At 69.9% G+C, this 17,047-nt stretch carries 17 protein-coding genes; 14 read left to right on the top strand and 3 right to left on the bottom strand.

What is annotated here, in order from left to right; genetic code table 11:
- Positions 1-74: 74 nt before the first annotated feature.
- Positions 75-1,370 carry a citrate synthase gene (locus D9V41_RS05485; RefSeq protein WP_121793533.1) on the bottom strand — a complete coding sequence of 432 codons (1,296 nt, stop codon included), beginning with the start codon at positions 1,368-1,370 and terminating at the stop codon, positions 75-77.
- Between the two features lie 222 nt (positions 1,371-1,592).
- On the opposite strand from D9V41_RS05485, the gene rplM reads away from it, so the two are divergent.
- The 4 genes from rplM to D9V41_RS05505 are packed head-to-tail and all read left to right on the top strand — an operon-like array spanning position 1,593 to position 4,918.
- Entirely contained in the window at positions 1,593-2,036 is a 444-nt protein-coding gene (rplM, locus tag D9V41_RS05490; RefSeq protein WP_121793534.1) for a 50S ribosomal protein L13, read from the top strand.
- Between the two features lie 20 nt (positions 2,037-2,056).
- On the top strand, positions 2,057-2,554 hold the full coding sequence (gene rpsI, locus D9V41_RS05495; RefSeq protein ID WP_121793535.1) for a 30S ribosomal protein S9: 498 nt from the start codon (positions 2,057-2,059) through the stop codon (positions 2,552-2,554).
- Positions 2,555-2,561: 7 nt separating this feature from the next.
- Positions 2,562-3,908, top strand: a complete 1,347-nt coding sequence (gene glmM, locus D9V41_RS05500) for a phosphoglucosamine mutase (RefSeq protein WP_121793536.1) — start codon at positions 2,562-2,564, stop codon at positions 3,906-3,908.
- A 35-nt stretch (positions 3,909-3,943) separates the two neighbouring features.
- A complete protein-coding gene (locus D9V41_RS05505; protein ID WP_121793537.1) occupies positions 3,944-4,918 on the top strand; it encodes a GNAT family N-acetyltransferase in 975 nt (324 codons plus the stop codon).
- Between the two features lie 15 nt (positions 4,919-4,933).
- Here D9V41_RS05505 and D9V41_RS05510 read toward each other — a convergent pair whose 3' ends face one another.
- Both D9V41_RS05510 and coaA read right to left on the bottom strand, forming a co-directional pair.
- Positions 4,934-6,910 (bottom strand): MFS transporter, encoded by a 1,977-nt coding sequence (locus D9V41_RS05510; RefSeq protein WP_208006755.1) that lies wholly within the window; start codon positions 6,908-6,910, stop codon positions 4,934-4,936.
- A gap of 201 nt (positions 6,911-7,111) precedes the next feature.
- Entirely contained in the window at positions 7,112-8,062 is a 951-nt protein-coding gene (gene coaA, locus D9V41_RS05515) for a type I pantothenate kinase (RefSeq protein ID WP_121793538.1), read from the bottom strand.
- 46 nt (positions 8,063-8,108) lie between these two features.
- On the opposite strand from coaA, the gene glmS reads away from it, so the two are divergent.
- The 10 genes from glmS to D9V41_RS05565 all read left to right on the top strand — a co-directional run bounded on the left by glmS (position 8,109) and on the right by D9V41_RS05565 (position 17,046).
- Positions 8,109-9,953, top strand: a complete 1,845-nt coding sequence (glmS, locus tag D9V41_RS05520) for a glutamine--fructose-6-phosphate transaminase (isomerizing) (protein ID WP_121793539.1) — start codon at positions 8,109-8,111, stop codon at positions 9,951-9,953.
- A 4-nt stretch (positions 9,954-9,957) separates the two neighbouring features.
- Positions 9,958-11,370 (top strand): bifunctional ADP-dependent NAD(P)H-hydrate dehydratase/NAD(P)H-hydrate epimerase, encoded by a 1,413-nt coding sequence (locus tag D9V41_RS05525; protein ID WP_121793540.1) that lies wholly within the window; start codon positions 9,958-9,960, stop codon positions 11,368-11,370.
- Positions 11,367-12,482: an alanine racemase gene (gene alr / locus D9V41_RS05530; protein ID WP_121793541.1), complete on the top strand. Its 1,116-nt coding sequence runs from the start codon at positions 11,367-11,369 to the stop codon at positions 12,480-12,482. The genes D9V41_RS05525 and alr overlap by 4 nt, the downstream gene beginning before the upstream one ends.
- Positions 12,479-13,453 (top strand): alpha/beta fold hydrolase, encoded by a 975-nt coding sequence (locus D9V41_RS05535; protein WP_121793542.1) that lies wholly within the window; start codon positions 12,479-12,481, stop codon positions 13,451-13,453. Before alr ends, D9V41_RS05535 begins: the two co-directional genes overlap by 4 nt.
- Complete coding sequence (gene tsaE, locus D9V41_RS05540) at positions 13,450-14,409, top strand: tRNA (adenosine(37)-N6)-threonylcarbamoyltransferase complex ATPase subunit type 1 TsaE (protein WP_121793543.1); 960 nt, start codon at positions 13,450-13,452, stop codon at positions 14,407-14,409. The genes D9V41_RS05535 and tsaE overlap by 4 nt, the downstream gene beginning before the upstream one ends.
- Before the next feature lie 64 nt (positions 14,410-14,473).
- Entirely contained in the window at positions 14,474-15,094 is a 621-nt protein-coding gene (gene tsaB, locus D9V41_RS05545) for a tRNA (adenosine(37)-N6)-threonylcarbamoyltransferase complex dimerization subunit type 1 TsaB (protein WP_121793544.1), read from the top strand.
- The gene (rimI, locus tag D9V41_RS05550; RefSeq protein ID WP_121793545.1) at positions 15,091-15,519 is read left to right on the top strand and encodes a ribosomal protein S18-alanine N-acetyltransferase; all 429 of its coding nucleotides are present in this window, start codon (positions 15,091-15,093) and stop codon (positions 15,517-15,519) included. Before tsaB ends, rimI begins: the two co-directional genes overlap by 4 nt.
- Positions 15,516-15,983 (top strand): DedA family protein, encoded by a 468-nt coding sequence (locus D9V41_RS05555; RefSeq protein ID WP_121793546.1) that lies wholly within the window; start codon positions 15,516-15,518, stop codon positions 15,981-15,983. Before rimI ends, D9V41_RS05555 begins: the two co-directional genes overlap by 4 nt.
- Before the next feature lie 30 nt (positions 15,984-16,013).
- The gene (locus D9V41_RS05560; RefSeq protein WP_121793547.1) at positions 16,014-16,433 is read left to right on the top strand and encodes a DUF5709 domain-containing protein; all 420 of its coding nucleotides are present in this window, start codon (positions 16,014-16,016) and stop codon (positions 16,431-16,433) included.
- Positions 16,420-17,046 (top strand): HAD family hydrolase, encoded by a 627-nt coding sequence (locus D9V41_RS05565; protein ID WP_121793548.1) that lies wholly within the window; start codon positions 16,420-16,422, stop codon positions 17,044-17,046. Before D9V41_RS05560 ends, D9V41_RS05565 begins: the two co-directional genes overlap by 14 nt.
- The last annotated feature ends 1 nt before the right edge of the window (position 17,047 follow it).

Raw genomic sequence — 17,047 nt, forward strand, 5'->3', positions numbered from 1 at the left:
GCGAAGCGGGGAGGATCGCCGTCGGCCGGCGATCCTCCCCGCTGCGGGAGGTTTCTCTTCGTCTCCTGGTGGTCTCAGCTCCAGCGCTGGGCGGCCGGGACGAAGTCGAGCTGGCGCTCGCCGGTGTAGATCTGCTTGGGGCGAGCGATCTTCTGCTCCGGATCGTCGACCAGCTCCAGCCACTGCGCCAGCCAGCCCGCGGTGCGCGGAATGGCGAACAGCACGGTGAACATCTCCGGCGGGAACTGCAGCGCCTCGTAGATGAGGCCGGAGTAGAAGTCGACGTTCGGGTACAGCTTGCGCGACACGAAGTACTCGTCCTCGAGCGCGATCTTCTCCAGCTCCTGCGCGACCTCCAGGAGCGGGTTGACGCCGGTGACCTCGAAGACGTCCTCGGTGGCCTTCTTGATGATCTTGGCTCGCGGGTCGTAGTTCTTGTAGACCCGGTGGCCGAAGCCCATGAGACGTTCGTCGCCGTTCTTGACGCCCTCGATGAAGGCGGGGACGTTGTCCTTGGTCTTGATGCGCTTGAGCATGCGCAGGACGGCCTCGTTGGCGCCGCCGTGGAGCGGGCCGTAGAGGGCGGCGATACCGGCGCTCAACGCCGAGTACGGGTCGACCTGGCTCGAACCGACCGAACGCACCGCGTTGGTGGAGCAGTTCTGCTCGTGGTCGGCGTGCAGGATGAACAACACCTCGAGGGCCTTGCTCAGCCGCGGGTCCGGCTCGTACTTCTGCTCGCTCATCTTGAAGAGCATCGAGAGGAAGTTCTCGGTGTAGGTCAGATCGTTGTCGGGGTAGACGTAGGGCTTGCCCTGAGCGTGCCGGAAGGACCAGGCGCCGAGTGTCGGCATCTTCGCGATGAGCCGCACGATCTGCTCGTGACGGATCTGCGGGTCCTTGATGTTGCGCGCCTCGGGGTAGAACGTCGACAGGGCTCCGACGCTCGACAGCAGCATCCCCATCGGGTGCGCGTCGTAGCGGAAGCCCCGCATGACGGTCTTGATGTCCTCGTGCACGAACGTGTGGAACGTGATGTCGTGCACCCACTGGTCGTGCTGCTCGCGGGTCGGCAGCTCGCCATGGATGAGCAGGTAGGCCACCTCGAGGAACGTCGAGGACTCCGCCAGTTGCTCGATCGGGTAGCCGCGGTATTCCAGGATGCCGCGGTCACCGTCGATGTAGGTCACCGCGCTGCGGGTCGAGGCCGTGTTGGTGAAGCCGGGGTCATAGACGGCGAGGCCGGGCTCTTCATCGGACTTGCCGATCTTGCCCACGTCACTCGCGCGGATAGTGCCGTCGGTGATGTCGAGTTCGTACTCGTCGCCGGTACGGTTGTCGCGGACGGTCAGCGTCTGTTTCTGGGTCACGTTGGGTCTCCTGTGACGAAAGACGGTCGCGCTGCCCGTGGTGGAGCAGCACCTCTAACCTAGTGGTCGCGCTCACACGATGCGATCGTGGGTCCATCTCCAGCACCCCGTTTTGACCGCGCTGGGGTCCGCCGGTTATTCTTGACAGTCGTGGTGCCCGTGGCCGACGAGCCGGGTGCACCCTCCTTGAACCCAGTACCAGACAAGCGAGAAGGTCACGCCGTGCGCACGTACAGCCCGAAGCCTGCTGACATCGACCGTCGGTGGCACGTCATCGATGCCGAGGACGTCGTTCTCGGCCGTCTCGCCGTCCAGGCGGCGACGCTGCTGCGCGGCAAGCACAAGCCGACCTACGCGCCCCACGTCGACAATGGCGACTTCGTCATCATCGTCAACGCCGAGAAGGTCGCCCTGTCGGGCAACAAGCGCGGCGACAAGAACGTCTACCGCCACAGCGGGTACCCCGGTGGTCTGAAGCAGATCGCCTACGGCGACCTGCTCACCAAGGACGCCCGCAAGGCCATCGAGAAGTCGGTGCGCGGCATGCTCCCCAAGAACCGCCTGGGCCGTCAGCTCATCACGAAGCTGAAGGTCTACGCCGGCCCGGATCACCCGCATGCCGCCCAGAAGCCCCAGCCGTTCGAGATCACGCAGATCTCCCAGTAAGCGAGAAGAGCAGGTACATCGTGGCTGAGTCCACCACCGAAGAGGTCGAGTACACCACCAACACCGAGGGCGTCGCCTACACCTCGGAGACCGTGGCGAGCGTCGGCTCGTCCGACAAGCCGTCCATCATCGCGCCCGCCGGCGCGACCGGTCGCCGCAAGGAGGCCGTTGCGCGAGTGCGCATCGTCCCGGGCACCGGCACCTGGACGGTCAACGGCAAGCCGCTCGAGGAGTACCTGCCCAACAAGCTGCACCAGCAGATCGCCAAGGAGGCGCTCGCGTCGACGGGTCTCGAGGGCAGCTTCGACGTCATCGCGCGCGTCAACGGCGGTGGCATGACCGGCCAGGCTGGCGCGCTGCGCCTCGGTGTGGCTCGTGCTCTCAACGCCGTCGACGTCGAGGCCAACCGCCCGACGTTGAAGAAGGCCGGCCTGCTCACCCGCGACGCGCGGATCAAGGAGCGCAAGAAGGCTGGCCTCAAGAAGGCCCGTAAGGCTCCGCAGTACAGCAAGCGCTGACCCGTCCGTGGGCCGAATCTTCGGTACCGACGGAGTTCGGGGTCTGGCGAACAGGGACCTGACCGCCGAACTCGCGGTCGATCTCTCCGTCGCCGCCGCCCACGTGTTGGGGGAGGCCGGCGCCTTCGCCGACCAGCGGCCCACGGCCGTCGTCGCCCGCGATCCTCGCGCCTCGGGGGAGTTTCTCGAGGCCGCGGTGGTCGCGGGTTTGGCGTCCGCGGGGGTGGATGTCCACCGGCTCGGTGTCGTGCCGACTCCGGGCACGGCGTACCTGACCGCCCTGCTGGCGGCGGACATGGGCGTCATGATCTCGGCGAGCCACAACCCGATGCCCGACAACGGCATCAAGTTCCTCGCGCGCGGCGGACACAAGCTCGCCGACGAGATCGAAGAAGCCATCGAGCGGCGCCTGGGCGAGCCGTGGGACCGGCCGACCGGCGGTCACGTCGGGCGCGTCGGTGACAGCCACGCGGGTCTCGGCGCCTACGTCAAGCACCTGGCGGGCAGCGTCGACGAGCGCCTCGAGGGACTCAAAGTCGTCCTCGACTGCGCGAACGGCGCCGCCGTCGAGGCCGCGCCGGAGGCGTTTCGGAGCCTCGGCGCCGAGGTCGTCGCGATCCACGCCGAGCCCGACGGGCTGAACATCAACGAGCGCTGTGGCTCGACCCACCCGGAGGACCTCCAGCGGGCGGTCGTCGAACAGGGCGCTGATGTGGGATTCGCCTTCGACGGCGACGCGGACCGCTGCCTGGCGGTGGACGCGCGCGGCAACCTCGTCGACGGCGACCAGATCCTGGCCATCCTCGCGCTGCGCGCTCAGCGCGACGGTCGGCTGGAGCACGACACCGTGGTCGCCACGGTGATGAGCAACCTCGGGCTCTCCTTGGCGCTCGACGCCGCCGGTCTCCATCTCGTGCGGACGTCGGTCGGCGACCGTTATGTGCTCGAGGCGATGCGGGCGGGCGGCTTCAGCCTGGGTGGCGAGCAGTCCGGGCATGTGATCATGAGCGAATTCGCCACGACGGGCGACGGCACGCTGACCGCGGTGCACTTGGCGGCCGAGATGGTCAACTCGGGTCGACCGATGAGCGATCTCGCCGCGGTCGTGACCCGCCTGCCGCAGGTGCTGGTCAACGTCGCCGACGTCGACAAGTCCCGCGCCGGTACGGACCCCGTGGTGCAGGGCGAGATCGCGGCGGCGACCGCCAAACTCGGCGACACCGGACGCGTCCTGCTCCGTCCCTCCGGCACCGAACCGGTCGTTCGCGTGATGGTCGAGGCCCCCACGGAGTCCGAGGCGACCGAGGTGGCGGGCCACCTGGCCGACGTCGTCCGCACCACGCTCGCGCTCTGACGTACGCGGGGGTCCGGCGGCGATAGGATCACGCCGTGGTCACCATCACCGCGCTCGACGTCGCCGACGACGACGTGTACGCCGGGTTCCATGCGCTCTACGCGCGGTCGATCGACACCCAGCTCGACCCACCGTGGGAGTTTCGCGAGTTGCGGCTCAAGCTCGCCGGCGACGAGTACGGTGAGGCGCTCGTACTCGTCGCGGTCGACGCGGGCGAGCCCGTCGGCGGCGCATGGGCCGAGCTTCCGCTCAAGGACAACGTCCAGAACGCGTTCGCGACGATCTTCGTCGCCCCCGAACATCGCCGGCGCGGCATCGGCTCCGCCTTATGGCGCGAACTCTCTCCGGCGCTGCGCGACCGCGGACGCACCATCGTCGCGGGCGAGGCGGTCAGACGCGTCGACGAGACCGAGAGCGGGAGCGCGCGCTTCGCCGAGAACCTGGGGTTTCGGGTCGACCTCGTCAACGCCGTCCGTGAGCTGCCGCTGCCGGCCGAACCGCCGGCGGCCCCCGCCCGCGACGGCTATCGACTCGTCGCCTGGCGTGGACTCGCACCCGAACAGTGGCGGGAGGAGTACGCGCACCTGCGCAGCCTGATCACCCAGGAAGCGCCGCTGGGTGACGTGCCGTGGGAGAACGAGTACTGGGACGCTGCCCGGCTCGAGCTCGAGGCGCGGCAGTGGCAGGAGAGCGGACGGGCGGCGCAGATCGTGGCAGCGGTCTCGCCGCACGGAGCGCTCGTCGGACACACTCAGCTGATCGTTCCCGACGCGAGCGACGAGGTGTATCAGTGGGACACCCTCGTGCTGGCCGACCATCGGGGGCACGGGCTGGGGCTGAGCCTCAAGGCGGCCGCGATGCGGGAGGCTGCCGATCTGCTCGACGGACGTCGCCGCATCACGACCTGGAACGCCGCCTCCAATGTGCCGATGATCGCCGTGAACGAGGCACTCGGCTACCGGCTGATCGGGTACGCCACCGAGTACGCGATCGATCTGCCGCGGTCCTGACTCGCCAGCGCCCGCTCAGGTCGTCGTGGACGCTCCCGAAGTCCGGGCATCGACAGACTCCTCGAGGGGGATGTCGATGTCGACGATCTGCGACTCGAGGGTCAACAGCACTTTGCGGGCGTGGGCGTGCCCGGTGGACGCGTCGTACGCGATGAGGACGTAACGGCCCGTCGGCGGCAGCTGGAAGGTGTAGCGACCTTGATCATCGCAGTGCACCGAACCGACCTGCTTGCCGGTGGCCTCGCTGAGCGCGACGAGGGCGCCGGCTGCGGGCTGGCCGCCGCGCGTCACGGTGCCGGAGACGGTGAGCTCTTCGGTGAGCATCAGATGCTGTTCCACCTCGCCGCCGGTGAAGTCGAAGACCGCAGCGGTGGGTGCCCAACCCACGGCGTTGGCGATGACCACGTAGGTGCCCCGACCGGGAAGCACGACCGAGTACCGTCCGTCGTTGTCGGCCCTGCTCCAGTCCAGCTGCTCGCCGTGCACGTCGAGGACCGAGACGAGAATCGTTCCGCGGGCTTCGCACGCCCGGGCCATGCTGATCTGGCCGCGGACGACGGCTTCCTGCTTCTCTCGTCCTTGGGCGCGAGCCAGTTCCTGTTCGTGGTGCGTGCGCCGGTCGCGGGGGATCAGGGTGGCCAGCCCGGCACAGATCCCGGCGGCGAGTGCGCCGAGCCAGAGGACGAGGTGGAAGGCCTGCTCGGAGGCGAAGGCGGCACCGGCGGCCTCGACGGTGTACGCCGCCATGATCGCCGCGACCAGCGTGCTGGCCAGTGACGTACCGATCGACCGCACGAGGGAATTGAGTCCATTGGCCGACGCCGTCTCGGTGATCGGCACCGACGACATGATCAGCGTCGGCATCGCGGCGAAGGTCAGCGCGGTGCCGATGCCGACCAGGGTCGAGCCGACCACCACGGCGGCGACCGAGTCCGCGTAGAAGACCCGGCCGATGTACGTGAGCGTCATCAGGCTCGCGCCGACGAGCAGCACCACCCGGCCGCCCCAGCGACCCAGCAGCCATCCCGAGAGCGGTGAGATCGCGACCATCGCGAGCCCCGAGGGAACCATCGCCAAGCCGGCCGCGGTGACGTCGAGCCCGAAGCCCGCTCCGATCCCGGTGGGCTGCTGAAGGATCTGGACGGTCACCAGCATGTTCACGAACATCGCCATGCCCGCGAAGATCGAGGCGACGTTCGTGATGAGCACCGGCCGCCGGGCACTGGTGCGCAGGTCCACCATCGGCTGATTGATCCGCAGCTCTACCGGAACCCAGACCGCGAGCAGCGCGACCGAGGACGCGAGCAGTCCGATGACGATCGGCTCGCCCCACCCCCAGACGCTGCCCTTGGAGATGGGCAGCAACAGGCACACGAGCGCCGCGGAGAGCAGCACCGCGCCGAGGACGTCGAAGCGCCCCGGCGTGCGGACCGGTGACTCGTCGACCACGACCAGCAGGGAGATGACGAGTATCGCGCCGGCCACGGCGCCGAACCAGAAGATCGAGTGCCAGCCGAGCCAGTCGGTGAGTACCCCTGCGAGCGGAAGTCCGAGCGCGGAACCGATCCCCATCGTGGCGCTCATCAGCGCCACCGCCGTGCCGATCCGCTTCGGGGGGAGCTCGTCGCGCAGAATGCTGATGCCGACCGCGATGAGCGATGCGCCGAAGCCTTGCAGCGCACGACCGATGATCATGGCGACGAACGACGCTTCGAGCGCGCAGATCACCGAGCCGAGGATCATCGCGCCGAGCGCGACCAGCAGCATCCGGCGTTTGCCGTACATATCGGCCATCCGGGCGATGATCGGCGTGCCGACGGCCGCGGTCAGCAAGGTGGCGGTGACCAGCCAGGACGAGTCGGAGACCGAGATGTCGAGCAGCTCGGGGAAGGCCGGCAGCAGCGGGATGACCAGCGTGAACTGCAGAGCCGAGACCATGCCGCACAGGGAGAGCACCAGAATCTTCAGCCAGGCCGGAGCACTGCGCGGCATATCGCTCCTTCGAGTCGGCGAGGTCGGTCGTCACCGTCCGGCGCGTGCGAACGAGAACCGGAGGGATCCTGCGGAGCGCGGTGCGCGTCAGCGCTGACCACCACGGGGCGCAGCGGTTCCCACCTTATCTGAGCACGACCGTGCATCGGGCGGAGCGTCAGCCCGCCGGCGAGGGGCGGGGGCCCGAGCGGCGGCCGCCGCTCAGAGCTTGCGGAGGCGCACCCACTTGACGGTGTGGTCCGAACCCTTGCGCAGCACGAGATCGGCACGGCCCCGCGTGCTGGCGATGTTCTCGCGCAGGTTGGGCCAGTTGATGCTGTCCCACAGCTCCTCGGCGCGCGACACGGCCTGCTCGTCGGTGAACGAGCTGTAGCGGTGGAAGTACGAGGCCGGATCGGCGAACGCGGTCTCCCGCAACCGCAGGAACCGGTTGATGTACCACCGGCGGATGTCTCGGCTCGACGCGTCGACGTAGATTCCGAAGTCGAAGAAGTCGCTGATCGCCAGCCCTGGACTCCCGTCGCCTCGCGCACGCGCAGGCGCGAGGACGTTCAGTCCCTCGACGATCACGATGTCGGGACGGTTGATGACGACGACGTCGTCGGTCACGTCGTACGTCAGGTGGGAGTAGACCGGCGCCTCGACCTTCTCGGCACCGCTCTTGACACTCATGACGAACCGCAGGAGCGCCTTGCGGTCGTAGGACTCGGGGAACCCCTTGCGGTCGAGGATGCCGCGCTTCTCCAGCTCGGCGTTGGGGAGCAGGAAGCCGTCGGTGGTCACCAGCGCGACGTCGGGATGCTCCTCGCGCTGAGCCAGGAGTTCGCGCAGGAGGCGAGCGGTCGTGGACTTGCCCACGGCGACCGAACCGGCCAGACCGATGACGAAGGGGACCTTGGTGGCCTGCGGATTCCCCAGGAAGCGCTCGGTGGCGCGGTAGAGGGTGTTGGCCATCCGGACGCGCAAGCTGATCAACTGCGTGAGGGGGAGATAGACCTGCCCGACCTCGTCGAGATCGAGTTCTTCGCCGAGGCCGCGCACGCGGGCGATCTCCGCCTCCGTGAGGGGCACGGGTGAGTCGTCGGCGAGCTCGGCCCAGGCGGACCGTTCCAGCTCGACGAACGGCGTCAGCTCGCGTGACATGGGCACCATTGTTGCGATCACAGCTCCTGACCTCGCACTGGGTACCCTGGAAGCTATGTGCGGAATCGTGGGATACGTGGGGACGCGCCCCGCCGTCGACGTCGTGATGGGCGGTCTACGCCGTCTCGAGTACCGCGGATACGACTCCGGGGGAGTCGCGCTCGTGACGGCGGACGGCATCGCCAGCGCCAAGAAGGCGGGCAAGCTCGCCAACCTCGACGCCGCTCTGGCGGAACGACCGTTGCCCCATGCCACCACGGGTGTCGGGCACACCCGGTGGGCCACGCACGGTGCTCCGAACGACGTCAACGCGCACCCGCACCTGGACGCGAGCAGCCGCGTCGCGGTGGTGCACAACGGCATCATCGAGAACTTCGCACTCCTGCGCGAGGAACTCGAGGCCGACGGTTACGAGTTCTTGTCCGAGACCGACACCGAGACCGTCGCGCACCTCGTGCACCGTGCACTGCAGAGCACCCCCGACCTCGGCGACGCCGTGCGCGAGGTGTGCCGCCGGCTCGAAGGGGCGTTCACCCTGGTGATCGCCGACGCGGACAGCCCGGACAAGGTGGTCGGCGCCCGGCGCAACTCGCCGCTCGTGGTGGGCCGCGGCGAGGGGGAGAACTTCCTCGGTTCCGACGTCGCCGCCTTCATCGACTACACCAAGTCCGCGATCGAACTCGGTCAGGACCAGGTCGTGGAGATCACCGCCGACGACGTGCGGGTCACCGATTTTCACGGCGCCCCCGTGACCACCAAGGAGTACACGGTCGACTGGGACGTCTCGGCCGCCGAGAAGGGCGGTTACGACTGGTTCATGGTCAAGGAGATTCACGAGCAGCCGCAGGCCATCGCCGACACCCTCTTGGGGCGCATCGGCGCGGACGGCCGGCTGCAGCTGGACGAGATGCGGCTCTCCGATGGCGAGCTCCGCGAGGTCGACAAGATCATCGTCATCGCGTGCGGCACCTCGTACTACGCGGGCATGGTGGCCAAATACGCCATCGAGCACTGGACACGCATCCCCTGCGAGGTCGAACTCGCCTCGGAGTTTCGCTACCGCGACCCCATCCTCGACCACACGACGCTCGTGGTCACGATCAGCCAGTCGGGCGAGACCATGGACACGCTCATGGCGATCCGCTACGCCCGCGAGCAGCGGGCGCGGGTGCTCTCGATCTGCAACACCAACGGTTCCACCATCCCGCGTGAGTCCGACGCGGTGATCTACACGCACGCCGGTCCCGAGATCGCGGTCGCCTCCACGAAGGGCTTCCTCGCGCAGGTCGTGGCGTGTTACCTGCTCGCGCTCTACTTCGCCCAGACGAAGGGTGTCAAGTACGGCGACGAGATCCGCGCGATCCTCGACGAGCTCGACAAGATCCCGGCGGCAGTGCAGACCGTGCTCGATCGCGGCGAGCAGGTGCGCAAGCTCGCCAGCGACCTCGCCGGCAGTCGCTCGATCATGTTCCTCGGGCGTCACGTGGGGTACCCGGTGGCCCTGGAAGGCGCGCTGAAGCTCAAGGAGCTGGCGTACCTTCACGCCGAAGGCTTCGCCGCCGGTGAGCTCAAGCACGGACCGATCGCCGTCATCGAGGAGGGCGTCCCGGTCTTCGTCGTCGTACCGCCCAAGGCTCGCGATCAGCTGCAGGAGAAGATCCTGTCCAACATCCAGGAGGTGCGGGCCCGCGGTGCGCGCACCATCGCCCTGGTCGAGGAGGGGGACGACTCCGTGGTGGCTTACGCCGACGAGATCATCCGCTTGCCCAAGGTCCCGACGCTGCTGCAGCCGCTCGTGGCCACGGTGCCGCTGCAGATCTTCGCGTGCGAGATCGCGACCCAGCTCGGCCACGACGTCGATCAGCCGCGCAACCTCGCCAAGTCGGTCACCGTCGAGTGACGGCATGCTGACCGCTCACCGGGTCGCCGGCATCCGCGCCGCCGAGGAGGCCGCTGCGGCGTCCGCCGGATGGGACGGCCTCATGCAGCGGGCGGTCGCCGAGCTGACCGAGGTGCTGGTCGGCGTCGTCCCCGAGACGTCAGTCCCGGTCGTGCTGGTCGGCCCGGGCAACAACGGCGGTGACGCGCTCTTCGCCGCGGCAGCGCTCTGTCGCCGGGGTCGTCGCGTCGACCTCGCACTGCTGGACCGCGGCCACGTCCACGAGGCGGGACTCGCCGACGCGCTCGCGGCGGGCGCACGACTCGTGGACGGACCAGGCGAGCATGCCTACGCCGTCGATGCGATCTTCGGCATCGGCGCTCGGCCCGGGCTCGAGGGTCGGGCTGCGGAGTGGGCGCGATGGGTTGAGGACCGCCGTCCGTTCGTCGTGGCGGTCGATGTGCCGTCCGGCATCGGGGTCGACGACGGTGCCCGGCCCGGCGTGTCCATCGCCGCCGATCTCACGGTCACCTTCGGTACCGCGAAGGTCGGACTGCTCGTCGGCCGGGGCGGGCTGGCGAGCGGGCGTGTGCTCGTGCGCGACATCGGCCTCACCCCTCACCTGCCCGCACCTGCCGCGGAAGCTCTCGAGGCCGGCGACGCGGATCGGTACCGGTCCCTGGTTCCTGGCCCGGAAACCCACAAGTACGAGCGCGGTGTGGTCGGCATCGAGGCCGGCTCGCCCGAGTACGCCGGCGCCGCCCATCTGTGCGTGGCCGGCGCCCAAGCCGGTCCCGCCGGGATGGTGCGGTTCGTCGGGGAGGCCGATCTTGCCGCGCGCGTCGTCGACCGCGCGCCCGAGGTCGTGGCGGGACGGGGCCGGGTCCAGGCCTGGGTCGTCGGCCCGGGCGGTGAGGACAGCCCCGCGCCGCTGGCCGCCGCTCTCGCCGACGGAGTGCCCGTCGTGGTCGACGCGTCGGCGCTCGGCCACCTGCCCGAACGCCTGCGGCCCGACGTTCTCCTGACTCCGCATGCCGGTGAACTCGCCCGCTTGCTCGACGTCGAACGGGCGGACGTGGAGGGCGATCCGCTCGGCCACGCGCGCCGCGCAGCGGAACGCTGGAACGCCACCGTCCTGCTGAAGGGACCCCGCACCCTCGTCGTGTCGCCTGACGGGCGGGTCCGGGTCAACCTGTCCGGCACGCCCTGGCTCGGTACGGCCGGGGCGGGCGACGTGCTCGCCGGCTTCATCGGATCGCTGCTCGCGGCGGGGCTCGACACCGTCGAGGCCGGCTCCCTCGGCGCCTTCCTCCACGGTGTCGCGGGAGTCCGCGCCGCGCAGGGAGGGCCCTTCCCCGCGCACGCGGTGGCCGATCACCTGTCCGGTGCGCTGCACGACTTCCTCGAGGGAGTACTCGACGACGAGGGGACACGATGACACCGCAGGCCGAGCTCGTCGTCGACCTCGACGCGTATCGCGAGAACCTGGCGGCGCTTCGGGCCATGGCTCCCGGCGCGCAGCAGATGGCCGTCGTCAAGGCGAACGGATACGGGCACGGGATGCTGCCGGTGGCTCGAGCCGCCCGCGACGCCGGCGCAGAGTGGCTCGGCGTGGCGACCGCCGAGGAGGCGCTGGCGCTCAGGGCGGCCGGCGACTCCGGTGCGCTGCTGTGCTGGCTCGCCGCGCCCGGCGCGCCCTTCGCGGAACTGATCGACGCCGGCGTCGAGGTCACGGCCTCGTCGGTCGAGCAACTGGACGAGATCCTGGCGGCGTCCCCCCGCCGGTCCCGCGTCCAGCTCAAGGTCGACACGGGCCTGTCCCGCAACGGCGCCCGCTACGGTCGCGACTGGACGGCGCTGGTGCACGCGGCCGCCCGAGCACAGTCGCTCGGGCGGATCGCCGTCACCGGCGTCTGGTCGCACTTCGCCTGCGCCGACGAGCCGGACAACTCGGCTACCGACGAGCAGGAGAAGCTGTTCCGCGCCGCGCTCGACGACATGGCCGTCGCCGGCCTCGAACCGGGGATACGTCATCTGTGCAATTCGGCCGGCATCCTCACCCAGCCGAGCGCGCACCTCGATCTCGTCCGGGTCGGCATCGCGTCGTACGGGATTGCTCCCGACCCCGCGGTACCGGTGCCGGGCGTCCGGCCCGTGCTCACCGCGCGGGCGCGGCTCGCGCACGTCAAAGACGTCGAGGCCGGAGCCCGTGTCTCCTACGGATACCGCTGGCAAGCCGAGCATCCGACGCGGCTCGGGCTCGTCCCGGTGGGCTACGGCGAGGGCATCCACCGCACCGCCTCGAATCGCGCTGAGGTGGGGTTCGCGGGACGCCGGCTCCCCGTCCGTGGAACGATCTGCATGGATCAGTTCGTCGTCGAGCTGGGTGACGTGCCCGCGCGGCGCGGTGACGTCGTGACCCTGTTCGGCCCCGGCGACGACGGCGAGCCCGGTGTCGAGGACTGGGCGGTCGCTGCCGGGACGATCGGCTACGAGATCGTCACCCGGCTGGCCGGACGCTGGGCCCGCAGCTACCGAGGAGAACGATGAGCAAGTACGTCACCCGAGCGGCCGCCACCGCCGGGGCGTTCGCCGCCGCCGGCGTCGCAGCCACCGTCTTCAAGAACCGGTCCATGCAGCAGCGACGGCTCCGGCGGGCTGAGGAGATCCCGTTCGGCAGTGTCCACGGGGATTCGCACTTCCTGGCCGCGCACGACGACGTCCCGCTCCACGTCGAGGTCGACGACGGGCCGGCCCCGACGATCGTGTTCCTGCACGGGTGGCTGTGCGACCTGGACACCTGGCACTACCAGCGGGTGGCGCTACGCGGCGAAGCCCGCCTGGTCTTCTGCGATCTGCGCTCGCACGGACGGTCCGGGCGGACCGGCCCGGCGAACTCGAGGCTCGACGACCTCGCCGACGACCTGCTCACGGTGGTGGAGAGCCTCGTGCCGGACGGTCCGATCGTCCTCGTCGGTCACTCGATGGGTGGCATGGCGATCATGCGGTTCGCCGCGCGGCACCGGCCGGTCTTCGAAGAGCGGGTCACCGGCGTCGTGCTGCTCGGGACGAGCGCCGGAAAGCTCATGCGCAAGAGCCCCGCCTTGCGTTACATCGCCCGACTCATGCGCGTCACGACGCCGTTGCTGGACTGGGGACGTCAGTTCAACAGCTACTCGATCATCAAGCGCTGGGCGCTGGGACCTCACGCGACCGAGACCGCGGCGGATCTCTCCAACGAGATGATCTTGCGCGCCCCGTCGCACGTGATCGCCGACTTCTACCCGAACTTCCTCGACCTCGACCTGGGGGAGGGGCTCGGGTCGATCTCGAAGGTGCCGACGGTCGTGGTGGGCGGCACACGGGACGTCCTCACGCCGTTCTCGCACAGCCGGTGGCTGGCCGACCACATCGAGGGCGCTGAACTCGTGATCGTCAACGACGTGGGGCACATGATGATGTTCGAGGAGCCCGAGCAGGTGACCGAAGCGATCGAACGGGTGCTCAAGGAGGCTGTGTGACAGCGCTCGACGTCATCGAGGCAGGACCGGAGCATGCTGCAGCGGTGGTGGAGGTGATCCACCGTTCCTTCGCGGCCCGCCCGCCGCTGGACCCGCCCACGACGGCCTTCGACGAGACCGAGGACACCGTCGCCGCCGTCTTGCGGACGTCGGGCGGCTTGCTGGCGATGCGGCGCGATCGGCCGATCGGCGCCATCTTGTTTGACGAGTCTCGCCCCGGCACTCTGGGCCTGCGGCGGGTGAGCGTCCACCCGCAGGGCCGCGATCGCGGGGTCGCGTCGGCGATGGTCGGCGTCGCTGAAGACATCGCGGAGGAACGCGGCAAGGACGGCATCTGGCTCGATGTGCGCGAGGAACTGCCCGACACGGTCCGGTTCTGGACCCGCAAGTTGTATCAGCCCGTCGCCCGCACCGGGACGATGATCCACATGGCCAAGACGCTGTGGCTCTCGCGCGAGGTCCCCGACGTCGACGCCATGCACGCGCTGGCCGGCAAGCTCGTCACCTTGCTGCGCGCCGGCGACCTGCTCGTGCTCAGCGGCGATCTCGGCGCGGGCAAGACGACGTTCACGCAGGGCCTCGGCGAAGCGCTGGGCGTGCGCGGGCCGATCACGTCGCCGACGTTCGTCATCGCCCGCAACCACCCGTCCCTGACCGGCGGCCCGGGCCTCGTCCACGTCGACGCCTACCGGCTGAGCGATCCGGCCGAGATCGACGATCTCGACCTCGACGCCACGACCGAGGAGTCGATCACGGTCGTCGAATGGGGCGAGGGACGGGCCGAGCAACTGGCCGACAGCTGGCTCTCCGTGACGATCGAGGCGCGAGATGCCGACGACTCCGATCCTCTCGGCACGGCGGTGGGGGTCGAGTCGCCCGACATGCGGGTCGTGACGATTCGCCCCCGCGGTCCTCGCTGGGTCGGCGTCCCGCTGCGCTCCACGTTGCTGGCCTGACGGCGACGCCCGTCCGGGCTCGGGACTCGGCGAGCCGTCGAGGGGCCGAAGCTAGGCTGGGGTCGTGCTGCTGCTCGCCTTCGACACCGCCACACCCGCCATCACCGTCGCGGTGCACGACGGCGCCGACATCGTCGGCGAAGCCGAAGCGCGCGGAGCGATGGCGCACGGCGAGCTCCTCGCGGCGCAGATCCGGCGGGCGCTGGAGTCGGCCGGAGCATCGATGCGCGACGTCACCGACATCGCCGTCGGCGTCGGTCCCGGACCCTTCACGGGCCTGCGCGTGGGTGTGGTCACCGCGCTGACGCTCGGACAGACCCTCGGCGCTCGCACGCACGGGGTGTGCTCGCTCGACATTCTCGCGGCCGAGGTCGTCGAGCCCGCCGAGTTCGTCGTGGCGACTGACGCTCGTCGCAAGGAGGTCTACTGGGCCCGGTACCGCGAAGGGCGCCGCCTCTTCGGACCGGCGGTCGACCGGCCCGCGACGGTCGCGGAGCAAGGGCTACCGGTCGTCGGCCGTGGCGCCGAGCTCTACTCCGAGGTGCTCACGCTCGCGCACGGGCCGCTCGATCCGTCCGCCGCCGCGCTGGCGCGGCTGGTGGCCGCCGGGTCCGCCGAGACGCTACCGCTCGAGCCGCTCTACCTTCGCCGGCCGGACGCGACGCCGCAACCGAGCACGGCATGACCGTGCGGCCCGCCGTCGACACCGACCTGGCGCCACTCGTCGCGCTCGAGGCCGCGTGCTTCGGGAGCGAGGCGTGGAGCGAGGTGCAGGTGCGCGAGGAACTGGCGGGCGATCGCGCCGTCCTGGTGCTCGAGGCTGCCGGTCAGGCAGCGGGTTATGCGTCGGTCTCGGTCGTGGCCGGCGACGCCGAACTGCTGCGGATCGCCGTGAGGCCGGAGCTTCGTCGCGAAGGCATGGGCCGCGCCCTCCTCGCGGCCGGCGTCGCCGCGGCCCGCGAACGCGGCGCCTGCCGCATGCTGCTGGAGGTCGATGCCGGCAACCGGCCGGCGATCGCACTGTACGCGGCGAGCGGGTTCGCTCCCATCGCGCGCCGCCGCGGCTACTATCGCGGGCGCGACGCGCTGGTGATGGAGCGCGAGCTGTGAGCGACGTCATCGAGCAGATGCGGTCGTGGCCGTGGCTCTGGGCTTGGCTGGGCTTCTTCGCGGTCGCCGTCCTGCGTGCGGGCGGCACCTATCTCATCGGCCGGGGGATCACCGCGGGCGTCGTGCATTGGCGGCGACCGAACGAGCGCGTGCGCGCCATGATGGACCGCGTGGGCCGATGGGGGCCGCCGGCGGTCACGGTGAGCTTCCTGACCGTGGGCGTGCAGACCGCGGTGAACCTCGCCGCCGGCCTCATCGCGATGCCCTGGCCGCGCTACCTGCTCGGGCTGCTTCCCGGCGCGGCCATCTGGGCATCGATCTGGTCGACGATCGGGATGGCCGCCTTCCTCGCCGCCCTCGCCGGACTGCGGGGCGAGCCGGCGATCCTCGTCGCGCTCGCGGCCGGAATCCTCCTCGTCGCGACGCTCGTGTGGCGTTCGCGACGTCGCGCTCACTCGAGTTGAGAACACTCCCGATCGTGGCAGGGTGAAGGTATGAGCACCGGACGCGACGACATCCCCGCCGACCCGCAGTACCCGAGCCAGGAGCCCGACTCGACGCTGATCGACCGCGGCCTCGACGATCCGCTCGACGAAGGGTTCGTGGCGCCGGAGAAGTGGTCGGCCGGTGAGGATTACGGCACGACCGCCGAGGAGCAGCGGCAGGGCGAGTCGTTCGAGCAGCGCCTGAGCCAGGAGATCCCCGAGCCCGATCCCTACGAGGAGGCGGCCGTCGAGGAGGAGAACCTCAACGACGGGGAGGTCGGCGACGAGCGCGCCGGACGTTTGGCGGAGCCCAACCGGGGTATCGGCGAAGACACCGAGGGTGCCCTCGTCGGCGACGACGTCGGCATCGACGCGGGTGCGGCCAGCGCCGAGGAGGCGGCCGTCCACACCGTCGATGACGAGGAGTGACGCACCGCTCGTCATCGGGTTCGACCTGGACATGACCCTGGTCGACTCGCGCGCCGGCATCAGGCGCGTCTACGACGAGCTGTCCGCGCGGACCGGGGTGACGATCGACTCCGAACTCGTGGTCTCGCGACTCGGGCCGCCGCTGGAGTCCGAACTGGCGCACTGGTTCAATCCGATCGACGTCCCGCGGGCGGCCGCGCTGTACCGCTCGATCTACCCCGACCTGGCGATCGAGCGAGTAGCGGCGCTTCCCGGAGCCCGTGATGCCCTGGCAGCTGTGGCGGAGACCGGACGCGCCGTGGTCATCACCGCCAAGGCCGAGCAGAACGCCCGTCGCCACGTCGAGCATCTCGGTCTCGCCGTCGACGACGTCGTGGGTGACGTGTGGCGTGCGCAGAAGGGAGAGGTACTCCGTTGGCTCGGCGCCGCGGCGTACGCGGGCGATCACGTTCACGACATGGATGCCGCACGACTCGCCGGCGTCCCGGGCATCGGTGTGGCCACCGGGCCCTGCGACCGCGCGGCGCTCGAGGCGGCCGGGGCGGCCGTCGTGCTCACGAGTCTCGGCGGCTTCCGCGCCTGGTTCAGTGAACACCTGTTAGCTGTACAGTGAG

The organism is Aeromicrobium phragmitis (genome assembly GCF_003674095.1).
Classification (GTDB): Bacteria; Actinomycetota; Actinomycetes; order Propionibacteriales; family Nocardioidaceae; genus Aeromicrobium; species Aeromicrobium phragmitis.